The organism is Blautia sp. SC05B48 (assembly GCF_005848555.1).
Lineage (GTDB): Bacteria > Bacillota > Clostridia > Lachnospirales > Lachnospiraceae > Blautia_A.
In genome coordinates this window covers 2,627,239-2,648,464 of sequence record NZ_CP040518.1, presented here as the reverse complement: position 1 = coordinate 2,648,464, position 21,226 = coordinate 2,627,239, and the positions used below count along the sequence as shown (strand labels likewise).

The following is a 21,226-nucleotide window of genomic DNA, read 5'->3' as shown; positions in this document are numbered from 1 at the left end:
TGTACCCCGGTCCGAGCTTCCCTGCATTTCTGCGCGGTTTCCATTTACTTCCGGGCTTTATTCAGTATCATAACACATTTTACTTTCCTTTGCTATGGAAATCATGTAAAATAGGAAACGAAGTGTTTTTTTGCATATCCTGTGTTGCGCAGAAAAACACAGAATCAACAGAAGTAACAAAAAGGAGTAACTACAGCAACAATGAACAAAAAAGCATACAAAGCACTTGAATACTATAAAATCATAGATCTGCTCACAGACAAGGCCTCCTCCCCCATGGGAAAAGATCTCTGCAGGAAGCTCACCCCTTCCACGGACATTGATGAAATCCGGTCCATGCAGTTACAAACACACGATGCCCTTGCCCGCCTGTTCAAAAAAGGCGGCATTTCCTTCGGCAGTGTCAAGGATATCCGTGGCACATTAAAACGTCTTACTGTGGGCAGCGCTCTGAATGCACCGGAGCTGCTTTCTGTCTGCAGTCTTCTCGAGAATACCGGTCGTGTAAAGGCCTATTCCAGAAGTGATCGTGATGACGGAATGACTGATTCCCTTGATGGAATGTTTGCGGCACTGGAGCCTCTGACGCCCCTTAGTACAGAGATCCGCCGCTGTATCCTTTCTGAGGATGAGATAAGTGACGATGCCAGCAGTACACTTCGTCAGATCCGCCGCAGCATCAAAGCCACCAACGACCGGATACACACCCAGCTTTCTTCTCTGGTTGCAGGAAGTGCTAGGAATTATCTTCAGGATTCCGTTATCACCATGCGTGACGGTCGCTACTGTATCCCAGTAAAGGCTGAATATAAAGGCCAGGTTCCCGGTATGATCCACGACCAGTCAGCCACTGGCTCCACCCTTTTCATTGAGCCCATGGCTGTTGTCAAGCTAAACAACGACATCCGCGAGCTGGAGCTGAAAGAGCAGAAAGAGATCGAAGTGATCCTTGCATCCTTAAGCCAGCAGGTAGCTGCTGAGCTGGAAGCTATTCACGCAGATCTTTCCATCATGGTACAGCTAGATTTTATTTTTGCCCGTGCTGCACTTGCCATGGACATGAACGCCAGTGAACCTATTTTCAACACAGAAGGCCGGATCCGGCTTCGCCAGGCCCGTCATCCACTGATCGATAAGAAAAAAGCCGTTCCTATTGACATCCGTCTCGGGGATGATTTTGACCTCCTGGTTGTCACCGGACCAAACACCGGTGGTAAAACTGTTTCTCTGAAAACCGTAGGTCTTCTTACCATGATGGGACAGTCGGGTCTCCATATCCCGGCGCTCGATCGTTCCGAACTTGCACTTTTCCGCGAGGTTTATGCTGATATCGGAGATGAGCAGAGCATTGAACAGTCCTTAAGTACCTTCTCCTCTCATATGACAAACGTGGTTTCCTTCCTGAAATCCGCAGATCAGGATTCCCTGGTCCTCTTCGATGAGCTTGGTGCCGGTACTGACCCTACAGAGGGTGCCGCTCTTGCCATTGCGATCCTGTCACATCTTCACGAGCAGGGTATCCGTACCATGGCGACCACACATTACAGCGAACTGAAGATCTATGCCCTCTCCACTCCGGGTGTGGAAAATGCCTGCTGTGAATTCGATGTAGAAACCTTACGTCCGACCTACCGCCTTCTGATCGGTGTTCCGGGAAAAAGTAACGCATTTGCCATTTCTTCCAAGCTAGGGCTTCCGGATTTCATCATCGACAAAGCAAAAGAACAGATCAGCGAGCAGGATGAATCTTTTGAAGATGTTCTGACATCCCTGGAGCAGAGCCGTGTCACCATCGAAAACGAGCGTGCTGAAATTGCTCGTTATAAAGAACAGGTAGAAGATCTGAAAAAATCCCTTCAGGAAAAAGAAGAAAAGCTGGATGAACGTAAAGAGCGGATTCTCAGAGAAGCCAATGAACAGGCACATGCGATTCTCCGCGATACCAAGGAATACGCAGATCAGACCATGAAGCTTTTCCATAAATTCCAGAAGGATCACGTAGATACCGCTTCCGTGGAAAAAGAGCGCCAGAACCTGAAAAAACGTATGTCAAAAGCCGAAACTGGAATGTCTTCCAAACAGCAGAAGCAAAAGCCAAAAAAACAGCTGAAACCATCCGATCTTTCTCTTGGCGATACCGTAAAGGTGCTCAGCCTGAATCTCAAGGGAACAGTTTCCAGTCATCCGGATTCCAAAGGATATCTCTTTGTGCAGATGGGTATCATCCGTTCCAAGGTTCATATCTCCGATCTGGAGCTTGTGGACGAACCGGTGATCACCACTCCGTCCATGCAGCGCACCGGTGCCGGAAAGATCCGTATGTCCAAGGCAGCCAGCATTTCCACAGAGATCAATCTTCTCGGAAAAACCGTAGATGAGGCAGTTGCAGAGCTGGATAAATATCTGGATGACGCCTATATCGCACACATGAAATCCGTCCGTATCGTTCACGGAAAAGGTACCGGTGCCCTCCGCAAAGGTGTCCACAATTACCTGAAGCGCCAGAAGCACGTAGCTTCCTTCCGTCTCGGCGAATTCGGAGAAGGCGATGCCGGCGTGACCATTGTAGAATTCAAGAAATAAAAAAGGAGCTGAAACCATGGCTACAAAACAGAAAATCCTCATTGTTGACGATGACAACAACATTGCAGAGCTGGTTGCTCTCTATCTCACAAAAGAATGCTTTGAGACTAAGATCGTAAATGACGGCGAGGAAGCCCTGAAGCAGTTCCATATTTTTCACCCGGATCTGATCCTTCTGGATCTCATGCTTCCGGGCATTGACGGATACCAGGTATGCCGTGAGATCCGTCACACCTCCGATGTACCGATCATTATGCTTTCCGCCAAGGGAGAAACCTTTGACAAAGTCCTGGGACTGGAGCTTGGAGCGGATGATTACATCATCAAGCCTTTTGACTCCAAAGAGCTGGTGGCACGTGTCCGTGCGGTACTGCGCAGATTTCATGTAAAATCTCCGTCTGCCGCGCCAAAGGAAAAATGTGTTTCCTATCCGGATCTGGTGATCAACCTAACCAACTATTCTGTAACTTATATGGGACACCAGATCGATATGCCGCCAAAGGAGTTGGAGCTTCTCTATTTCCTGGCAGCTTCTCCCAATCAGGTTTTCACAAGAGAACAGCTTCTGGATCACATCTGGGGCTATGAATACATTGGTGATACCAGAACCGTAGACGTTCACATCAAACGTCTCCGTGAAAAGATCAAGGATAACCCAAACTGGGCTCTTTCCACAGTCTGGGGAATCGGTTACAAATTTGAGGTAAAGGATTCATGAAACTGCATCTTTATACTAAACTGCTGATCCTGTACTTTATGCTGGGCGGAATCTGCTTTCTGCTGCTTTCCTCCGGCGGCTCCTACCTGGTAGAAAAAAGGCTGGAGCGCTCTACCGGAGAGTCTCTTTACCGCACTGCCAGCCAGCTGGTTTCCAAAAATGAACTTCGTCAGGCTGTAAAAAGCCCCAAAAACGAATCCAGCATCCTGGCTCTTTCCTCAGCAGCAGCCTTTCAAAATGCAGATTTCTGGGTTATGGATACAGATGGGACCGTTCTGATAAACACAAACCAGCAGTCCTCTGATTCCGGTGCTATCACCGTCAGGAACTTCCGGCCGGAAGATTACGAAGATACCTGCTATTCTTCCGGTACGTTTTACGGGACATTAAAAACCGCACAGTTAAGCACAGTTGTTCCCATAAAAGATACAGATCTGGTGATCGGTTATCTGGTGATCCACTATTCTATGAAAAACCTCTACGAAAGCCGCAGCAATATCGTAGAGGTTATGGTACTGATCTTTATTGTGATCTATGCACTGTTTTTCAGTTTTCTTCTGATCTATTTTTACAGGGTCCATAAACCTCTGAAAGAAATCTTAAAGGGTGCCCTGGAATTTGCCAACGGAAATCTTTCCTACACGATCCCCGTAGATTCTGAAGATGAGATGGGATATCTTTCCCACTCCCTGAATTACATGGCAGACAAGCTGAACAAAAACGGAGAGTATCAACGGCAGTTCATTTCCAATGTGTCCCATGATTTCCGATCACCTCTGACCTCCATCAAAGGCTATGTGGAAGCCATGCTGGACGGTACCATCCCACCGGAAATGCAGGACCGTTATCTAAGGGTCATTGCTTTTGAATCCACCCGTCTGGAGAAGCTTACCCGAAGTCTCCTTACCTTAAACGAACTGGATGTCAAAAAGCGTATGATGCATATGCGGCGTTTTGATATCAATGAAACGATCCGTACCACAGCCGCCACCTTTGAAGGAACCTGTTCGGAACGAAACATCCGTCTGGAGCTCCTCCTTGCGGGAAAAGAGCTTTTTGTCCGTGCAGATATGGAACAGATTCAGCAGGTACTGTACAATTTATTGGACAATGCAGTAAAATTCAGCAGTGACAATTCTTCCATCACACTGGAAACCACCGTCAACCATGGCAAGGTTTTTGTCTCAGTCAAAGACCATGGAACCGGAATTCCAAAAGAAAGTCTTTCCAGGATCTGGGACCGTTTCTATAAGATCGATGCCTCCCGTGGAAAAGACCGCAAGGGTACCGGACTTGGCCTTGCCATTGTAAAAGAGATCATCAACGCTCATAAGCAGAACATCAATGTGATCAGCACCGTAGGTGTTGGAACAGAATTTATCTTTACACTGGAAAAATCAAAATAAAACATCAAAAAACCTCTGATCCGGAAGGCTGTAAAAGAAATATCTCTCAATATCTCCTACAGTATTTCCAGATCAGAGGTTTTTATTTACTCTTTGCAGGCTTATTTCCAGTCGTAATTTCTCAGATGACCTTCCAGATTCATATGCGTGAAATTATGCTGTCGCAGCGCCTCATAAAGCACAATGGCAACTGAATTGCTTAAATTCAGGGAACGGATATCTCCGATCATCGGGATCCGCACGCAGGTTTCCTGATTGTTTACCAGAATATCCTCCGGGATTCCCGCACTCTCCTTGCCAAACATAATGAAACAGTCATCCTCATACTGCACATCTGTATAAGTCTGAGGTGCCTTGGTGGTTGCGTAATAAATCTTTGCTCCCGGATTCTTTTTGAGAAAATCCTCATAGTCCAGATATCTGGTCACATCCAGTTGTTCCCAATAATCCATACCTGCACGCTTGATGGCCTTTTCATTCAGGCGGAAACCAAGCGGTTCGATCAGATGCAGCCTGGTTCCTGTTGCCACACAGGTTCTGCCGATATTTCCTGTATTTGCCGGAATTTCCGGCTCATGGAGCACAATATTCAAAACTCCCATTTATTATTTTCCTCTTTTCTACATAACATTAAATATACAAAATATGCATTCGCACTCCGCTTCCGCTTCGCTGCTTGCTCATGAAATCAAAAAGCCAAGCTTTTTGATTTCATCTTCTGCCGGCCGTTCCAGATATCTGGCATTTCCGCCGCTGTAAAGAAGCCTGTCATTTCCGGAATCGGTCTGTCCGATCACTGCTGCCATGATCCCCTCTCGCCGCAGCTGCTGCACAAACGCATCGCCTCCACGGATTCCCAGAAGAATACTTCCGCTGGAAAGGAGCTTGTACGGATTCACATCAAAGACCTCACAGATCTCTATGGTTTCCTGTCGGATGGGCACACTCCGAAGATCTGCGCTAAGACCTACTCCGGATGCCTCCGCTATTTTCCAGAGGGCAGCAAGAAAGCCACCTTCTCCCATCAGATATCGGGCACTGGCTCCGGATTCTTCCGCCATTTTCCAGATCTTATTATTCTCTTTTTCTGTTCCTATTCCGTAAACCTCCGGAAGCTTCACAACATCCTCTAGAAACCGTTCTGCAAAAACATCCCGCAGTCTGTCATGATAATTCTTTGTGATCCATGCAGTTCCTTCTGCAGCCACAGGGCCTGCCACGATCAGCTCATCTCCCGGCATAAGCCGCCCGTCTATTTCTGCCTGAAGCGCCTCCAGTGCCTTTTTTCCAAGTTTCATAACTGCCGCCTTAATAAATGATAAGCGAAAGCACAGTCGGAACTACCATTGCCAGTACCAGAATAACTGCGATGATCGCTGTGATCACTTTCCTTTTTTTCGGATCAAACATTCCCATAATTATTATTCACCTCATCTGTAATATCCGTTAATTGTGCATTGTTGGTCAAAGGATCCCTGTCTGTATAATCAAAAAGAAGCCTCTTTCCATCCCGGAACACCTCGATATGGGCGGTTTTCGGGATTTTTTTTGCTTTCCGGTAATCCCAGATCTGCCGCTCATACGGCTTCTGGTCTGAAGCAAAGGATGGCCTGCTCTTTAAATTCTCTCGAAGATACAGATCGAGGAGCATTACATCGGAAAGTGCTTCCGGCGGGATCTCTTTCTGTTCTCCGGCAAACTCCATAAGAATCTCATAGCGCCTCATTCTGGAATGAGAGATCTCCGAGTAACCTTTTTTCTCATAAAATCTGCCAAGTGCCTCATACATCCGGAAAGGATCGTCAAAATACTTCTCCAGAAATACAAGGGTATTTTTGAACTGCCCACTATTATAATACACTTCCACCATACTTTCCACCATTTTCAGCCTTAAAATCTCCTCGTAGGTCAGCCAGGCTGTGGAAAGTACCTCATAGGGTTCCCGATCCTTATAAAGAATCTGATATTCCCCTGTCATTTCCATCATGTGTGATCCCTTCAGCACCTTCAGAAAACCAAGCTGAAACTGTTCCGGATGCAGTGTGTAAACATCGCAGAAGGACTTGTGGAAGCTATCATAGCCCTCATAGGGAAGTCCTGCGATCAGATCCAGATGCTGGTGGATATTTCCAAAGCTGTGGATCTGCTCTACAATCCTTTTCAGCTTTTCAAAATCCATGGTTCTCCGAATGGCTTTGATGGTCTGAGGATTGGTAGACTGTACACCAATCTCCAGCTGGATCAGACCCGGACGCATGGTTTTCATCAGCGCCAGCTCCTCCGCACGGAGAAGATCTGCTGAAATTTCAAAGTGAAAATTGGTGATCCCGTTGTCATGCTCCGTAATATACCTCCAGATCTCCATGGCATGGTCATGCTTGCAGTTGAAAGTACGATCCACAAATTTGACCTGAGGAACTTTATTATCAATAAAAAACTGCAATTCCTTTTTTACAAGCTCAATATCACGGAACCGAAGCTTCTTATCTATGGAAGAAAGGCAATAGCTGCAGGAAAAGGGGCATCCCCTGCTGCTCTCATAATAAATAATGCGGTTTTTAAACTCTGTAAGATTGCTGTATGCAAACGGAACTTTACTTAGATCCATCAATTCCCGCCAGCCCGTGTGTACAATATTCCTGTCTTTGTTTTCATCACGAAAAGCCACTCCACGGATCTCGCTCAAAGTTTCCGGTTTTCTTTCTATATAATAACCTGCCAGTTCATGGAAGGTTTCCTCTCCTTCTCCCACCATCACTCCAAAAAACGCAGGATTCTTTTTCAGAAATTCCACCGCATCGTAGGATACCTCCGGGCCTCCTGCCCAAAATTCCACCTGTGGAAGAATTTTCTTAAGATCCGGCACTAGTTCCCTGACAAAGGAAATATTCCAGATATAGCAGGAAAAGCAGATCACATCCGGCTGCTCCAGATAAATATCTTTTAAAATGTCATCCCTGATCTGATTGATCGTGTACTCTTTGACCACAACCCTGGAGCTGTATTCTCCGGAACAGGATTTCAAGTTATATACCGCAAGATTGGAATGGATATATTTTGCATTGCATGCTGCAAGTAAGATTTTCAAATTTTACATTCTCCTAACTTCTGCCGGATAATTTCTTTCCCCGGCAGTTTTCATTATTTCTCTGTTGATCCTTTTCGCTTTATGATTATAACGTTCCCTCCACCGGATGTAAATAGAAAAACAGGGGTTACTGTTCACTGGTAATATTCCGCGAGGTGTTTTTTGTGAGCGAAGGTCACAGAAAACCCGAGACATACCGCGCGAATTTATGCGATCAGCATAAATTCTGTGCATCGCGAAGCGTGTTGCTGAGAACGGAGTGAACCATAATAAACAAGGATTTCCCTCCTGCCGCAAAAATGCCGTTTTTGTTGTATTTCCATCCAAACAGCGTTAAAATGAGTACTATATATTTTTATAAAGGAGTAATCTTTTTATGGATCGAAACAGCTGTCTGAATTATTTTCAGGCGTTTCCCTTCTGGGAACATATGACTGAAGAAGATCGGAATTTTCTTCTTGATAACATTCGCGAGCTTCATTACCCGGCAGGTGCTGCCATACAGTCTGAAGAGCGCCAGTGCCTGGGAACTCTTTTTCTTCTGAAGGGAGTTCTCCGTGTTTATCTACTGTCCGCTCAGGGAAAAGAGGCTACCCTGTACCGTTTAAGGGACAGTGATATCTGCACTCTTTCCGCCTCCTGCATGCTTTCTGCCATTACATTTGATGTACAGATCGATGCAGAAACAGACTGTGATCTGCTTCTGCTTCCGGCAGTTCCTTTTTCCCGGCTGATGAAAAACAATATCTATCTGGAAAATTTCATCTACAAACGGACAACTGAACATTTCTCAGATGTGATTGCAGGAATCGAACGGACATTTTTTATGACCCTGACTCAGAGGATCGCAGCCTTTCTTCTGGATGAAGCTGCAGATACCGGTTCCGATGAGCTTGCTCTCACGCAGGAAGCCATCGCCCGCTCCATCGGAAGTGCCAGGGAAGCTGTCAGCCGCAGCCTGAAAAAAATGAATAAAGACGGCTCTATCCAGATCTCACGGGGATCGATCCGCATTCTGGATAAAAGACGTCTTTATGAAATGATGAATCTTTTTTAATTTGAAGCTATTTTTGGTGCCGGCTGCAGAATCCACCAGAACAGCATCGGCATAATAGTCATTACCGGCCACATATAACGGATCATCCCATTTACAGGAGAAACAAGACATATCAGTATATTCAGCACCGGTATGGCAAAGATCAGGATTTTTTTCCATTGTTTCTTCACAAGAAGATATCCTATCAGCAACAGGGTAAGCCATGTATACGTTCCTGCACTTAGGATAAGTCCCAGGCCAGGTGCGCGCATCCATAATTCATCATAAAGCCGGAATATATACTGGATTTTTTTTGGTCCAACATAACTGACATCGATCCCGGATTTCTTCTGATACAGTTTATCTATGTAGAACCGGTACACGCCCTGCTGTCCTCTTCCCATATGGAACGGATCATTATAACTGTAAATATTATTCAATGTCGCCTGGATATATACTCCCGGATGACGACGGAACATGGCAAACCAGGCTTTAAAATAATCCTTCATGTATCCATCCAATTTAGGATCATCATCATTATCTCTGAACCTGAATGTAATTTTCACAGGATCCGACAGTTCCGGATTATACTTCTCGGCAAGAACATCATAATCCAGGATCCTGTTTATCGCTTTCTTCTCACTTGCGGTTACATCATCCGGATATTCTCTCAGATATCGGGCAGTCTGCTGAAACGGTACCGAAAGCATTTCACATCGGGATCCAGGTGCCACGCCAAGGGCAGGTGCTGCCCCCTTTTCTACGCCCAGATAACAGGCAAAAACACAGACAGCCACAATAAATGCATATTTCCTCGCGCCCTTTACCAGGAAGAAAAACAAAAGGATCAAAGAAGGCAGGACTAGATGAATGCCATTATTTCGGGTAAGACAAACACTGATTCCCAGAAGAAATAAATATACTGCCTTTCTCTTGGAAAAAGAATGACAAATATCTATATACACTGCAAAATACAAAGTAATGACTGCCGTATATAATCCATCTTTGATCACTGCCTGCGCATAGCTTCCAAATATGGGAACAAATGCAAACAGCAGAACAGTACCAAAAAGTATCCATTTTGGAGCCTTCCATCTGTACAGATAGCGGACTACCGCACTGTAACACCAGATTTCCACAGAAGTAAACACAATGACGATCAGAAATACTCCAAAATTATAACACCAGATAGTTTTTCCAAGTGTCAGCAGTCCACCCATGATCATCGTCAGGACCCATGGATGATGATTGTCCAGCGGCATGGCTCCCAAAAATACATCCAGCTGCCGAAATCCATCCGCCGGGATCGAGCCTGGGAGAAACGCCAGGATAAACGGTGTCCATCCAATGATCATAGATATCTTTGCCAGGCGGAACCACATTACTTCTTCCTCTCTGGCCGGGATACGCCCGCAGGCCTTTCGGAAAAACTCCATCTCAGGAATCCTCCAGAAATAAGTGATTCCCATATCACAGATAATATAAAATCCTATAAAGCATCCGGCTGAGATCAGGATCTGTTTCTTTGCGCCAAACAGAAAATCCCAGTTTCCATTTGTAAAATAAGAAGTTCCAAGAAGCATTCCCGCTGAAAAGATCACTGCCAAAACATGTGCCTGCCAGTTTCTGTATTTCCGGTAGCCCTCCCATCCTTTCACGTATAAAATAAGCAGCAGGATCCATGCAAGTAAGCTCGTGCATCCCAATCCATTATAAACATTGCTCATTTTCTCTGCAGAAGTATTGCCATCCATTGGAAGGCCCGTAAAAGAAAAGGCCAGTGCTGTGATCATTGCCGCGATCACAGGCACTGCATTCTTTTTTATTATTTTCTCATCCATATTTTATTAACCCTTGTTTAAAATTTTCAGTAAGCCAACAATGCTCTGGAAACCGTTTCGGTTCCCAGAGCTGTATCTGTTTTTTCTGTTTTCTGTTTTGGTTACTGAAGCGCTGCCTCAAGCTCTGTCTTTGATGTCAGTCCCACAAAACGTGCGGTCTCTTTTCCTCCTTTGAATACCAGCAGTGTAGGGATACTCATGATTTTGTACTGCTGTGCCAGTGATGGCTCTTTGTCTACGTCAACCTTGCCAACTTCATATCCGGCTTCTGCAAGTTCTTCCACGACCGGAGCCTGGCGTCTGCATGGTCCGCACCAGGTTGCCCAAAAATCTACCAGTACCGGCTTTTCTGCATTTAATACCTCAGTTTCAAAATTGTCTGTTGTAAAAACTTTTGCCATGATAAAATTCCTCCTTGATCCTGTATTTGTTTTTTTTAATTTCAGCTTATGCCTCCGCTTTCAAAAGCTTCCGCACATACCGACAGGCGGAAAGTCCTGCCTGGGCACCGTCATGAACAGCTTTTGCCACCTGGAGAAGTCCACCGGTGCAATCACCTGCTGCATACAGCCCCGGAACTGTAGTCTCCATCTCTTCATTGATCCGGATATTTCCTTTTTCATTCAGCTCCGCGCCGATCTGGCGGGCCATCTCCGAGCTTCCGGCTGTACCAAGCGCTACAAAGACTCCCTCTGCCGGCACAAAAGAATCTTCTCCGGCACCTGCCTCCTGCATGGACACATCACTTTTCAGGCGGATGCCTGAAACACGTTCATCCCCTTCGATTGCCTGGATCTTCATGGTATTAACCGGAAGCTGATTTTCTCTTGAAAATTCCGGTTTCTTTCCATCTGTAAAGATCGTCACACGGGAAGCGGTATGAGAAAGTTCTTCTGCTTCATGAAGAGCAAAATCACTGCTTCCAAGCACTGCCACTTCTTTTCCTCTGTAAAAAAATGCGTCACATACTGCGCAGTAGCTGACACCTTTTCCCTCAAATTCCTTTACTCCCGGAATCCTGGCAGAAGCTCTCCTGCTTCCGGTTGCCAGGATCACGCTGCGTGCCTCAAAATCTCCTGCGGTAGTTTTCACCTCAAAAGTATCAAAACCACCCATTCCCACAACCTGGGCATCCAGGATCCGTACTCCAAGTGCTCTTGCCTGGGCAAGACCTCTTTCAAAAAGCTCTCTGCCGGACAATGGATGCTCCAGTCCGTAATAATTCTCGATCTTCTCTGCTTTTTCCAGTGAACCGATCCCTGTATTTATAATCAGCGGATCCATATTTCCCCTTGCCGCATAAAGTGCTGCCGAGATTCCGGCCGGACCTGCTCCTATGATAATGATATTCTCCATTTCAGACACCTGCTTTCTTCTTCATTTGGATCTGTTCTATAATATACGCTTCGCATTGGTCTGTTTCTGTGATCAGGTCACTTTTCCTTCACAGAAGTCATTATACCACATTCCCCCAAAATTACACCCTTTTTTCAATAGCTTTTATTTGCGTCTGTTTCTCTTCTATGCTATTATTATAACGTCTTTAAACCAATTAAATGAACCAAGATGATACCCCTGCGGATCATAAAAAGGAGCCTAATCTCTATGAGAAATTTTGAATATTTTACCCCTACCCGGGTTATTTTCGGGAAAGATACACACCTTAAGATCGGCACTGTTCTAAAAGAGCAGAACTGCAGCAAAGTACTGATCCATTATGGCAGCCACAGTGCAGTAAGCTCCGGTCTGATCGATGAGATCCGATCTTCTCTGGATGAAGCTGGTATCTCCTATGTCACTCTTGGCGGTGTGGTTCCCAATCCCCGTCTCTCTAAGGTACGTGAGGGTATTGAGCTTTGCCGCAAAGAACAGGTTGATTTTCTTTTGGCTGTTGGCGGTGGCAGCGTTATTGATTCCTGCAAGGCCATCGGCTATGGACTTGCCAATCCGGATACAGATGTATGGAACTTTTTTCTCCGCACCGAAACCCCAAAATCCTGTCTTCCCGTAGGCGTTATCCTGACGATCGCAGCTTCCGGAAGTGAAATGAGCGGATCCTGTGTGATCACCAATGAAGATGGCTGGCTGAAACGGAGTAGTGCCCGCAACGATCTGTGCCGCCCACGTTTTGCTATTTTAAATCCTCGACTCACCTATACCCTGCCGCAATATCAGACCGAAAGCGGCTGTGTGGATATCCTGATGCATACTATGGAACGGTACTTTGTAAATATCGAAACCATGGAGATCACTGACAGTATCAGCGAATCTCTGATGCAGACTGTGATCTATAACTCCCGAATCCTGATGAAGGAGCCGGATAATTATACTGCACGGGCAGAGATCATGTGGGCCGGCAGCCTTTCCCACAATGGACTTACCGGCTGCGGAACCGGCGGTGGTGACTGGGCCTGTCACCAGCTGGAGCATGAACTGGGCGGCACCTACGATGTAGCTCACGGAGCTGGTCTTGCCGCTTTGTGGGGAAGCTGGGCACGTTACGTTTATGATGCAAATCCGGAACGCTTTGCCCAGTTTGCAGTCAATATATTTGACATTCCCTGCAGTACTGACTTCAACAAAACTGCCCTTGCCGGCATTGAAGCCATGGAAGATTATTTTCGTTCCATCCAGATGCCTACCAGCCTTCATGAGCTTGGTCTTGATCTTACAGAAAAGGAGATCCATGATCTGGCGTTTAAATGCAGCTTTGAAGACACCCGTACCATCGGTGTATTCAAACAGCTGAACATGAAAGATATGGAAAAAATCTATCTTGCTGCCAGATAAATCTGTAGCCATAATATTGCAGATGTTTTTTTGAAAATCAGATTTTTCAGAAAAACATCTGTTTTTTTTATTTTTCCCTTGCATTCTCTACATAAATGTGTTAAAGTAACAAAGTACTCGAAAGAGACATGCCCAGATAGCTCAGTTGGTAGAGCAGAGGACTGAAAATCCTCGTGTCGCTGGTTCGATTCCGGCTCTGGGCATTATTTTTTTACTCTGATCGCAGAATAGCCTCTGCTGGTCAGAGTTTTTTTATACAAAAAAACTGCTGCAAATCCCTTGTGGAATCTACAGCAGTCTTTTTCTGATCACTGAAGCAAATATACTTCTGTATAAAACACACCCTTCTGCTCTGCTTCGGAATGTGTTGCCACATATACGTCGATACAATTGGTCCGGATTGCTCCTCCACAGTCCTCTGCAACATAAACCTGGCCATTGATCACTACTTTGGAACCGTATGGGATCTGACTCGGATCCACTGCGATCGTACGGTTGGTAGTGGCCGTTACTCCTGTGGAAGTAATTCCATTCGCCCATGGTCCGCAGCAGATGCTGCACGGACAATAATGCGTGATCCGGAATGTTCCCAGTGGTTTCAGTGTCGCGTCAGAAGATACTGATACCGGCGTTCCGATCTGTACGCCAGCTGCGGTACTTCCGGAACCACCTGTGGAAGTTACACCATCCACTGCATCCGCAAAAATCCCCTCCCCGGAACTCTTGGTAAGGGATCCTGCTTTTGTGTTCTTTTCCTGCTCTGCCTTGGCCACTTCCGTAGCCTGATAACCTTCCAGACAGCTGGTCGGAATATATCCGACGTGATCTGAACCACTGTCATCTGTGTAAACGATCCTGCTCCAGATAGCATCTACCGTACCTGTTCTTTTCAACTCATCATCCTGAAGGACCTCTCCTACAACCTCTCCGTCTTTCTTGCCGGGATAATCCAGGATATCACTGTCCTGTGCCGCTGTAACTGTATCCGTAAATTTATTTACGATCTCTGTATCACTGAGCACGCTGTCCGAAACATAACCGATGATCTTGTCCTCACCTTTCTTTTGGAAGGTCACCTTGCTCCAGCCATTGTCACAGACTGCAACTCTTTCAAGCTTCGTTCCCAGGATCACAGAACGCAGCTCTGTACCACTGTCTCCCGGATTGGACCGGATTAACGTATTTTTCGCTGTAACATAAAGCGTATCATTCTTCGCCAAAACATTTACTGTATTTCCCGCCCCATCATCAATCTGAAACTGCTGAGGTGTTTTTTTCTCCTGTGTATATGTATCCAATGTTGCTTCATATCCCAGTACCTCTGCAGATACTGATACAGGGAAAAGCATAGAAGCACATAAAATAACTGCCAGAAGCTTTTTTCGCATGAAATCTTGCCTCCTTTTTTCCAGCATTCTACGGTTTGTCCCGACTATCATAGCATATCAGATCATATTTTGCAATTTCACAGGACAGTCTTCAGAAATTTTTAACAAAAAGATCATATTTTTTAACTGGTCAAATCTATCCGTAACGGATACAATACATATATGAATACAAAACACAAGAAACCAACCCTTACTAAAAAACAGCGCCACAGACTCCGTGTACAGCAGGTACGCAGGCAAAAGATCTTTCTGACATGTCTTTTTCTGCTGATCGTGGGCTGTATCCTTCTGCGTTTTCCCAGATTTTCCGGCAGGCAGGAGGAAACCCATCAGATCAATGCAGCCTGTGAAGCTTATCGCGATGAGGTTTCCAGCGAAGCAGCACAATATAATATGTCCGACTATGTAGACCTGCTCCTGGCTGTGATGATGCAGGAAAGCTCCGGACAGGGTACCGATCCCATGCAGTCCTCAGAAGGAGCCTACAATGCCAGATATCCTCAGCAGCCCAATGGTATCACAGATCCTTCTTACTCTATTTCCTGTGGCATCCAAGAACTGAAATATGCTCTGGATAAAGCCGGCTGTACCGGTCCGACTGATCTTTCCAAAATCCGTCTGGCTCTGCAGGCATACAATTTCGGAGCCGATTCCTATTTTGCTTATCTGGAGGAGAACGATCAGACTGTGTGGACGGCCCAAAGTGCCCAGGCCTTTGCCCAGATGGCAAGCGGCAACACACAACGTGATGAAGATGATCCCCTTCACGATCCTGCAGGTCCATGGGACTATGGTGACCAATACTATCCGGATCATGTTTTGCGCTATTACCACTTAGACAATAACTCATAAGCCACCGAAATATTGTCATATACAAGGTCTGTTTCAGATGTCTGGAATAAACTTTATATGTTGTATATAATTTCAAAAAAATTCCAAAAAACATTTGACAGAATATAAAATCTATGCTAATATATGTCTTGTCGCTGAGGGAGATACTTGAGGCGATAAGGCATATGCGATAGTGGCGTAGTTGGTAACGCGCGACCTTGCCAAGGTCGAGACCGCGGGTTCGAGCCCCGTCTATCGCTCTTTAGAACTCTGATTTTTCAGAGTTCTTTTTTTTTGCTGATTTATACCTGCTTTCAATCATATGGACATTCACAGCCTGTTGAAAACTATCCTCCTTCAATCAAAAAGTCCCGAATCTGATTTCTTTTTTCCAGAAATTCAGATTCGGGACTTTATATTTTTTATCTTTTATTTCAGCCGCTTATCATGGTCATGATATATATCTTTTAGTGGTGGAAAAGGCGGATTCCAGTAAATGCCATCACCATTCCATACTTATTACATGTATCGATAACTGCGTCATCACGGACAGATCCGCCCGGCTCTGCAATATATTTTACACCGCTCTTATATGCGCGCTCAATATTATCACTGAACGGGAAGAATGCATCGGATCCCAGTGTCACACCGGTAAGACCATCCAGCCATGCTCTCTTCTCTTCTTTTGTGAACACTTCCGGCTTCTCTGTGAATGTCTTTTCCCACGCACCATCTGCAAGGACATCCATATATTCCTCACCAATGTAAACATCAATGGCATTATCTCTCTCCGCACGTGTGATCGTGTCTTTAAACGGAAGCTCCAGTACCTTCGGGCACTGACGGAGATACCAGTTATCTGCCTTCTGGCCTGCAAGGCGTGTGCAATGTACACGGGACTGCTGTCCTGCACCAACGCCGATAGCCTGTCCGTCCTTAACAAAGCATACGGAATTGGACTGTGTATATTTCAGGATGATCAGAGAAACCTTCATATCTCTCTTGGCTTCTTCCGTAAGCTCTTTATTCTCTGTTACAATATTGGAGATCAGCGCATCATCAATTGCCAGCTCCTGGCGGCCCTGCTCAAAAGTGACTCCAAATACCTGTTTGTGCTCCAAAGGTTCCGGAACATAGTTTTCATCAATCTGGATCACATTGTAATTGCCTTTTTTCTTCTGCTTCAGAATTTCAAGAGCCTCCTCTGTATATCCAGGTGCGATCACACCATCAGAAACCTCTCTCTTGATCAGTATTGCGGTATCTTTGTCGCAGACATCAGAAAGAGAAATAAAATCACCAAATGATGACATACGATCTGCACCTCTTGCTCTTGCATACGCACATGCAAGCGGAGAAAAATTCTTCCAGTCCATATCGTCTACCCAATAGATCTTTGCCAGTGTCTCATTCAGTGGGAGTCCGATGGAAGCACCTGCCGGAGATACATGCTTAAATGAAGTTGCTGCCGGAAGTCCGGTTGCTTTCTTAAGGTCACGTACCAGCTGCCAGCCATTAAAAGCATCCAGGAAGTTGATGTATCCTGGTCTTCCGGAGAGTACCTGGATCGGAAGCTCACTTCCATCTGCCATATAGATCTTTGATGGTTTCTGATTTGGGTTACATCCATATTTTAACTGTAATTCTTTCATGAAAAAGCTCCTCCGTTCTCTGTGATATCCCTATTTTCTTATTTATTCTTGTTTACAATCCTGGATTCATATTTTCCTGTCTCAATGTCAATAAAACGAACAAAGAGAGAAACTTTATTATCCTGGTTCAGGCTCTTCCAGAGGAGATCCGCAAATTCATCAATATCGCTTGGGATCTCTACCAGCTTCGGCTCTCCCTCGAAACTTGGAAGTGGATTTCCATCACATTTATAAGTATGGATAAAACGTCCCTGTCCTGCTGCCGCATTCTCATAGGCGAATGTATAACGAAGACAGGAATCCGGATTTCCGTTATTGCTCTTTAAAATAGACATCGCATAATTGAATTTACCGTTTTCAACATGAAGAACGCCTGAAATACGAGGTGTATAGTTCGGCGCATCCGGCTCAAACTCTCTGCTGCGGAGAGACTGTTCAAAGGTAAGCTGTCTGTCCATTCCCTCATAGATCGTATCTGTCTGATCACCATTTGTTACAATGGTCTTATTTCCAAGGACACGTACCGGTGCATAGATGATCAGGCTCGGGTCTGTAAGCTTGGATGGATCAAAAGCCTGTGTACGGATTCCTTCCCCATCCTCAACAAAAATACGGTTTCTGCTGTTCTCGCTTCTTCCCATAATAAAATATGCAGTAACTGCATGTTTCCCGTCAGCGGAACGTCCGATCACAATTCCTCTTCCCGGATAGGAATTTTCTTTCAGTTCTTTTTCAAGTGAAAATGTCGTCATTTTTCACAGTCCTCCTTGTCTAATGTAAGGCCCAGGGCTTATCCCAGGATATGAACGGTAACAAAAAACCGCCTGGACACCCCTTATCAGGCTGCCCAGGCGGTCGGCTTCTCACTTCACTGCACTCCCTGTAGGTGATCCTACTTTCCGCCAGTCATGCAGCTTCTGCTGTTATACTACAATACTTCTTCTTAATTTTCAAGCCCCTATTTTCAGAAATTATTTTTCCAGACTTCTTGTTGCTCACAAAATAAACAATAACACTTTATTTCCCCTGTAATGCATAATCTGTCTGGATCTGTGCGGCAATGTCTGATTTCATCTGGATCCATGCATCGGGATTCTCCACATAATACTTCGGACAGTCTTTACCTGTAACATCATAATGACGGATCACCTGATCCGAAGTCAGCCCAAAGCGTGTACAAAGCCACGCTGTCAGCTTTACCGTCGAATCATAGGTTGCTGTATTAAACTGCCCTGTTTCATCCGGATGGCAGCATTCAATGGATATGGTATCTACATTTCTGGAATTTGTGGCATAGGATATTTCCGAGGTAGGAATACATTGTACCACTTCTCCCTCCAACCCTATCACAAAATGACTGCTGACTTTGTTGTCCTGTGTTGTCGCAAGATTTTCAAAATAATTCCGGTTGGATACGGCAGTAGATCCCGGATTGGCCGTATAATGAATGGCTATATAATTTACCTGTTCGATAGAAATCTGTGGTCTGGAATAGGAATTCGGTGTCAGAAGCTCCACATCAATAAAAGGCGCTCCTTCTGCCTGCCATTGTTCCGGCCCGCCATTTCCGCTGGCATTCCCGGATATTTCTTCCTGTCCGTACTGAGTTTCACTCTGTTCCATGCGCATCTCCAAAAATGCGTATCCTAACACACACGCAGCAAAAGCAACGATCACAATGATAAATATCAGCACAACCCTTTGCAGGATCTTGATCGGATTCTTTTTTCTCAAAGACTTCTTTTTTCTTCTGGAAGACTCGGAGGAAGTTTTCTTTACGGAAACAGGCCGCCCGCTATGGGACGGCCTGGGTGACTTCTTACCGGTCTTACCTTTTTTTCCTTTATTATTCATCTACACTGTAGTTTGGAGCCTCTTTTGTGATGTGGATGTCATGTGGATGTGACTCTTTAAGAGATGCAGCTGAAATCTTGATGAATCTGCCTGTTGTCTTAAGCTTCTCAATATTCTCTGCTCCACAGTAACCCATACCGGATCTTAAACCACCGATCAGCTGGAATACGGTATCCTCAACGTGTCCTTTATACGCAACACGACCCTCAACACCCTCCGGCACAAGCTTCTTGGCATTCTCCTGGAAATAACGGTCCTTGCTGCCATTCTCCATAGCTGCGATAGATCCCATTCCACGATATACTTTATATTTTCTTCCCTGGTAAAGTTCGAATGTTCCCGGGCTCTCATCGCATCCTGCGAACATACTTCCCATCATGCAGACATTGGCACCTGCTGCGATGGCCTTGGTGATATCTCCGGAATATTTGATACCGCCGTCTGCAATGATCGGGATTCCGTAGCTGTTAGCCACTTCATAACAATCCATAACTGCAGTAACCTGCGGAACACCAATACCTGCAACAACACGTGTTGTACAGATAGATCCCGGTCCGATACCAACTTTGACTGCATCTACTCCGGCCTCGATCAGAGCCTTGGTAGCTTCGCCTGTTGCAACATTACCTGCGATTACCTGAAGTTCCGGATATACTGTCTTGATCTCGCGGACTGCTTTTAAAATGTTTTCTGAATGACCATGTGCAGAATCAATTACGATCACATCTACATTAGCCTTCACAAGCGCATCAACACGCGCAAGCACATTTGCTGTGATACCAACCGCAGCACCACAGAGAAGTCTTCCCTGTGCATCCTTGGCTGCAAGCGGATACTTGATCTGTTTCTCGATATCCTTGATGGTAATGAGTCCTTTTAAATTAAAGTCATCATCTACAATGGGTAATTTCTCCTTACGGGATTTCGCAAGGATCTTCTTGGCATCCTCAAGTGTGATTCCTTCCTTAGCTGTGATCAGTCCTTCTGAAGTCATGCACTCCTTGATCTTTCTGCTGAAATCTGTCTCAAATTTAAGATCACGGTTTGTGATAATACCTACCAGTTTTCTGCCTTCTGTGATCGGAACACCGGAAATACGGTATTTCGCCATCAGATCATTGGCATCCTTCAGTGTATGCTCTGCTGAAAGATAAAACGGATCGGTGATAACACCGTTCTCAGAACGTTTAACTTTGTCAACCTCTTCTGCCTGTGCCTCAATGGACATATTCTTGTGAATGATACCGATACCACCCTGTCTGGCCATAGCAATTGCCATTCTGTGCTCTGTAACTGTGTCCATTCCCGCACTCATCATGGGGATATTCAGCTTTACTTTCTTGGTTAAATACGTTGAAACATCAACCTGATTCGGAATTACTTTAGAATAAGCCGGAACCAGCAGGACGTCATCAAACGTAATGCCTTCACCAATAATAGTACCCATTGCATTTCCTCCCTTTGTGTAAGATATTTTAAATTTGTGAACTAGTGTAACAAAAAACAAGATTCATGTCAATCCAAAAAAACTTTACTCGGTGCAGAATTTTTCATGGTATTGGCAAGTTCATCATCCAGCTCCAGGATCACCTTGCAGGTTTCTCCGCTGTCTCTTACGATCATGGCATAGCGCTTATGATCCTCAATCCCTGAGGAAAAGTCTATGGTTTTCATCTTCTGATTTCCGTTGTAATAATCCATTCTGTGGGATTTCAGAGGTGCCACAAGATCAGCCTCCGCAAGCTGGAGTGATTTTACTCTTTTCCTCTTTGACTTGGACATGATCATATCAATATCCAGTTCCCCGTTAACAAACAGATATTCATATTCCAGGTCTGTTTTCGGAATCACAAAATAACATGCAACACCAAGAGCGATAGCCGGAACCAGAAGAAGTGCATTCAGCACCAGACCTCCCAGAACCATGATCACGGTCAGTGCAATAAGACCGTATTTTACAACAAGATCCTTCCCTGTCTGTTTCTTCTTTACCAGAAGTTCTGAATATAAGTCACTCATTTGCTTCTTCCTTTCGTAAT

The 21,226-nt window shown here is 45.2% G+C and carries 18 protein-coding genes, 2 tRNA genes and 1 riboswitch; of the genes, 8 read left to right on the top strand and 12 right to left on the bottom strand.

The genetic code is table 11. The features are described from left to right. Positions 1-201: 201 nt before the first annotated feature. Genes EYS05_RS12215 through EYS05_RS12205 form a run of 3 tightly spaced genes read left to right on the top strand, consistent with a single transcriptional unit; the run spans position 202 to position 4,707 of the window. Positions 202-2,583: an endonuclease MutS2 gene (locus EYS05_RS12215; RefSeq protein ID WP_138277264.1), complete on the top strand. Its 2,382-nt coding sequence runs from the start codon at positions 202-204 to the stop codon at positions 2,581-2,583. A 16-nt stretch (positions 2,584-2,599) separates the two neighbouring features. Continuing rightward, positions 2,600-3,301: a response regulator transcription factor gene (locus EYS05_RS12210; protein WP_015524367.1), complete on the top strand. Its 702-nt coding sequence runs from the start codon at positions 2,600-2,602 to the stop codon at positions 3,299-3,301. Then, positions 3,298-4,707, top strand: coding sequence for a sensor histidine kinase (locus EYS05_RS12205; protein ID WP_138277263.1), 1,410 nt, complete (start codon positions 3,298-3,300; stop codon positions 4,705-4,707). The genes EYS05_RS12210 and EYS05_RS12205 overlap by 4 nt, the downstream gene beginning before the upstream one ends. 101 nt (positions 4,708-4,808) lie before the next feature. Here EYS05_RS12205 and trmL read toward each other — a convergent pair whose 3' ends face one another. From trmL to EYS05_RS12190, 3 genes are all read right to left on the bottom strand, one after another. Continuing rightward, entirely contained in the window at positions 4,809-5,309 is a 501-nt protein-coding gene (trmL, locus tag EYS05_RS12200) for a tRNA (uridine(34)/cytosine(34)/5-carboxymethylaminomethyluridine(34)-2'-O)-methyltransferase TrmL (RefSeq protein ID WP_118514668.1), read from the bottom strand. A 78-nt stretch (positions 5,310-5,387) separates the two neighbouring features. After that, positions 5,388-6,005, bottom strand: a complete 618-nt coding sequence (locus EYS05_RS12195) for an AIR synthase-related protein (RefSeq protein WP_174235848.1) — start codon at positions 6,003-6,005, stop codon at positions 5,388-5,390. Between the two features lie 104 nt (positions 6,006-6,109). Continuing rightward, on the bottom strand, positions 6,110-7,795 hold the full coding sequence (locus EYS05_RS12190) for a B12-binding domain-containing radical SAM protein (protein ID WP_138277262.1): 1,686 nt from the start codon (positions 7,793-7,795) through the stop codon (positions 6,110-6,112). 376 nt (positions 7,796-8,171) lie between these two features. On the opposite strand from EYS05_RS12190, the gene EYS05_RS12185 reads away from it, so the two are divergent. Beyond that, complete coding sequence (locus tag EYS05_RS12185; protein ID WP_118514672.1) at positions 8,172-8,852, top strand: Crp/Fnr family transcriptional regulator; 681 nt, start codon at positions 8,172-8,174, stop codon at positions 8,850-8,852. On the opposite strand, the gene EYS05_RS12180 is transcribed toward EYS05_RS12185, so the two are convergent. From EYS05_RS12180 to EYS05_RS12170, 3 genes are all read right to left on the bottom strand, one after another. After that, complete coding sequence (locus tag EYS05_RS12180; RefSeq protein ID WP_138277261.1) at positions 8,849-10,672, bottom strand: DUF6020 family protein; 1,824 nt, start codon at positions 10,670-10,672, stop codon at positions 8,849-8,851. The genes EYS05_RS12185 and EYS05_RS12180 overlap by 4 nt on opposite strands. Before the next feature lie 101 nt (positions 10,673-10,773). Further along, a complete protein-coding gene (gene trxA / locus EYS05_RS12175) occupies positions 10,774-11,073 on the bottom strand; it encodes a thioredoxin (RefSeq protein WP_118514676.1) in 300 nt (99 codons plus the stop codon). A 46-nt stretch (positions 11,074-11,119) separates the two neighbouring features. After that, on the bottom strand, positions 11,120-12,028 hold the full coding sequence (locus EYS05_RS12170; protein ID WP_138277260.1) for an NAD(P)/FAD-dependent oxidoreductase: 909 nt from the start codon (positions 12,026-12,028) through the stop codon (positions 11,120-11,122). Positions 12,029-12,277: 249 nt separating this feature from the next. Between EYS05_RS12170 and EYS05_RS12165 the strand changes: the two genes are divergently transcribed. Both EYS05_RS12165 and EYS05_RS12160 read left to right on the top strand, forming a co-directional pair. Then, positions 12,278-13,462, top strand: a complete 1,185-nt coding sequence (locus tag EYS05_RS12165) for an iron-containing alcohol dehydrogenase (RefSeq protein ID WP_138277259.1) — start codon at positions 12,278-12,280, stop codon at positions 13,460-13,462. Between the two features lie 130 nt (positions 13,463-13,592). Further along, positions 13,593-13,665 (top strand) — tRNA-Phe (locus tag EYS05_RS12160). 105 nt (positions 13,666-13,770) lie between these two features. Here the strand turns inward: EYS05_RS12160 and EYS05_RS12155 are convergent. Continuing rightward, positions 13,771-14,850 carry a 3D domain-containing protein gene (locus EYS05_RS12155; RefSeq protein ID WP_138277258.1) on the bottom strand — a complete coding sequence of 360 codons (1,080 nt, stop codon included), beginning with the start codon at positions 14,848-14,850 and terminating at the stop codon, positions 13,771-13,773. A 162-nt stretch (positions 14,851-15,012) separates the two neighbouring features. Here EYS05_RS12155 and EYS05_RS12150 point away from each other — a divergent pair, with 162 nt between their 5' ends. After that, positions 15,013-15,702 carry a lysozyme family protein gene (locus EYS05_RS12150; protein WP_138277257.1) on the top strand — a complete coding sequence of 230 codons (690 nt, stop codon included), beginning with the start codon at positions 15,013-15,015 and terminating at the stop codon, positions 15,700-15,702. Positions 15,703-15,868: 166 nt separating this feature from the next. Further along, positions 15,869-15,941 (top strand) — tRNA-Gly (locus EYS05_RS12145). Positions 15,942-16,148: 207 nt separating this feature from the next. Here EYS05_RS12145 and EYS05_RS12140 read toward each other — a convergent pair. From EYS05_RS12140 to EYS05_RS12120, 5 genes are all read right to left on the bottom strand, one after another. After that, positions 16,149-17,333, bottom strand: a complete 1,185-nt coding sequence (locus tag EYS05_RS12140; protein WP_138277256.1) for a phosphoribosylaminoimidazolecarboxamide formyltransferase — start codon at positions 17,331-17,333, stop codon at positions 16,149-16,151. Positions 17,334-17,371: 38 nt separating this feature from the next. Beyond that, the gene (locus EYS05_RS12135) at positions 17,372-18,085 is read right to left on the bottom strand and encodes an IMP cyclohydrolase (protein WP_138277255.1); all 714 of its coding nucleotides are present in this window, start codon (positions 18,083-18,085) and stop codon (positions 17,372-17,374) included. Between the two features lie 86 nt (positions 18,086-18,171). Further along, positions 18,172-18,253, bottom strand: a riboswitch (ZMP/ZTP riboswitch). Positions 18,254-18,350: 97 nt separating this feature from the next. Next, positions 18,351-19,067, bottom strand: a complete 717-nt coding sequence (locus tag EYS05_RS12130; protein WP_243119098.1) for a peptidoglycan recognition protein family protein — start codon at positions 19,065-19,067, stop codon at positions 18,351-18,353. 112 nt (positions 19,068-19,179) lie between these two features. After that, the gene (gene guaB, locus EYS05_RS12125) at positions 19,180-20,634 is read right to left on the bottom strand and encodes an IMP dehydrogenase (protein ID WP_118514690.1); all 1,455 of its coding nucleotides are present in this window, start codon (positions 20,632-20,634) and stop codon (positions 19,180-19,182) included. A gap of 68 nt (positions 20,635-20,702) precedes the next feature. Then, on the bottom strand, positions 20,703-21,206 hold the full coding sequence (locus EYS05_RS12120; RefSeq protein WP_118514692.1) for a DUF6106 family protein: 504 nt from the start codon (positions 21,204-21,206) through the stop codon (positions 20,703-20,705). Positions 21,207-21,226 lie beyond the last annotated feature (20 nt).

Coding starts and splice junctions, on each gene's coding strand:
- EYS05_RS12215 (WP_138277264.1), top strand. CDS start 202: ATGAACAAAAAAGCATACAAAGCACTTGAATACTATAAAATCATAGAT.
- EYS05_RS12210 (WP_015524367.1), top strand. CDS start 2,600: ATGGCTACAAAACAGAAAATCCTCATTGTTGACGATGACAACAACATT.
- EYS05_RS12205 (WP_138277263.1), top strand. CDS start 3,298: ATGAAACTGCATCTTTATACTAAACTGCTGATCCTGTACTTTATGCTG.
- trmL (WP_118514668.1), bottom strand. CDS start 5,309: ATGGGAGTTTTGAATATTGTGCTCCATGAGCCGGAAATTCCGGCAAAT.
- EYS05_RS12195 (WP_174235848.1), bottom strand. CDS start 6,005: ATGAAACTTGGAAAAAAGGCACTGGAGGCGCTTCAGGCAGAAATAGAC.
- EYS05_RS12185 (WP_118514672.1), top strand. CDS start 8,172: ATGGATCGAAACAGCTGTCTGAATTATTTTCAGGCGTTTCCCTTCTGG.
- EYS05_RS12180 (WP_138277261.1), bottom strand. CDS start 10,672: ATGGATGAGAAAATAATAAAAAAGAATGCAGTGCCTGTGATCGCGGCA.
- trxA (WP_118514676.1), bottom strand. CDS start 11,073: ATGGCAAAAGTTTTTACAACAGACAATTTTGAAACTGAGGTATTAAAT.
- EYS05_RS12170 (WP_138277260.1), bottom strand. CDS start 12,028: ATGGAGAATATCATTATCATAGGAGCAGGTCCGGCCGGAATCTCGGCA.
- EYS05_RS12165 (WP_138277259.1), top strand. CDS start 12,278: ATGAGAAATTTTGAATATTTTACCCCTACCCGGGTTATTTTCGGGAAA.
- EYS05_RS12155 (WP_138277258.1), bottom strand. CDS start 14,850: ATGCGAAAAAAGCTTCTGGCAGTTATTTTATGTGCTTCTATGCTTTTC.
- EYS05_RS12150 (WP_138277257.1), top strand. CDS start 15,013: ATGAATACAAAACACAAGAAACCAACCCTTACTAAAAAACAGCGCCAC.
- EYS05_RS12140 (WP_138277256.1), bottom strand. CDS start 17,333: ATGAAAGAATTACAGTTAAAATATGGATGTAACCCAAATCAGAAACCA.
- EYS05_RS12135 (WP_138277255.1), bottom strand. CDS start 18,085: ATGACGACATTTTCACTTGAAAAAGAACTGAAAGAAAATTCCTATCCG.
- guaB (WP_118514690.1), bottom strand. CDS start 20,634: ATGGGTACTATTATTGGTGAAGGCATTACGTTTGATGACGTCCTGCTG.
- EYS05_RS12120 (WP_118514692.1), bottom strand. CDS start 21,206: ATGAGTGACTTATATTCAGAACTTCTGGTAAAGAAGAAACAGACAGGG.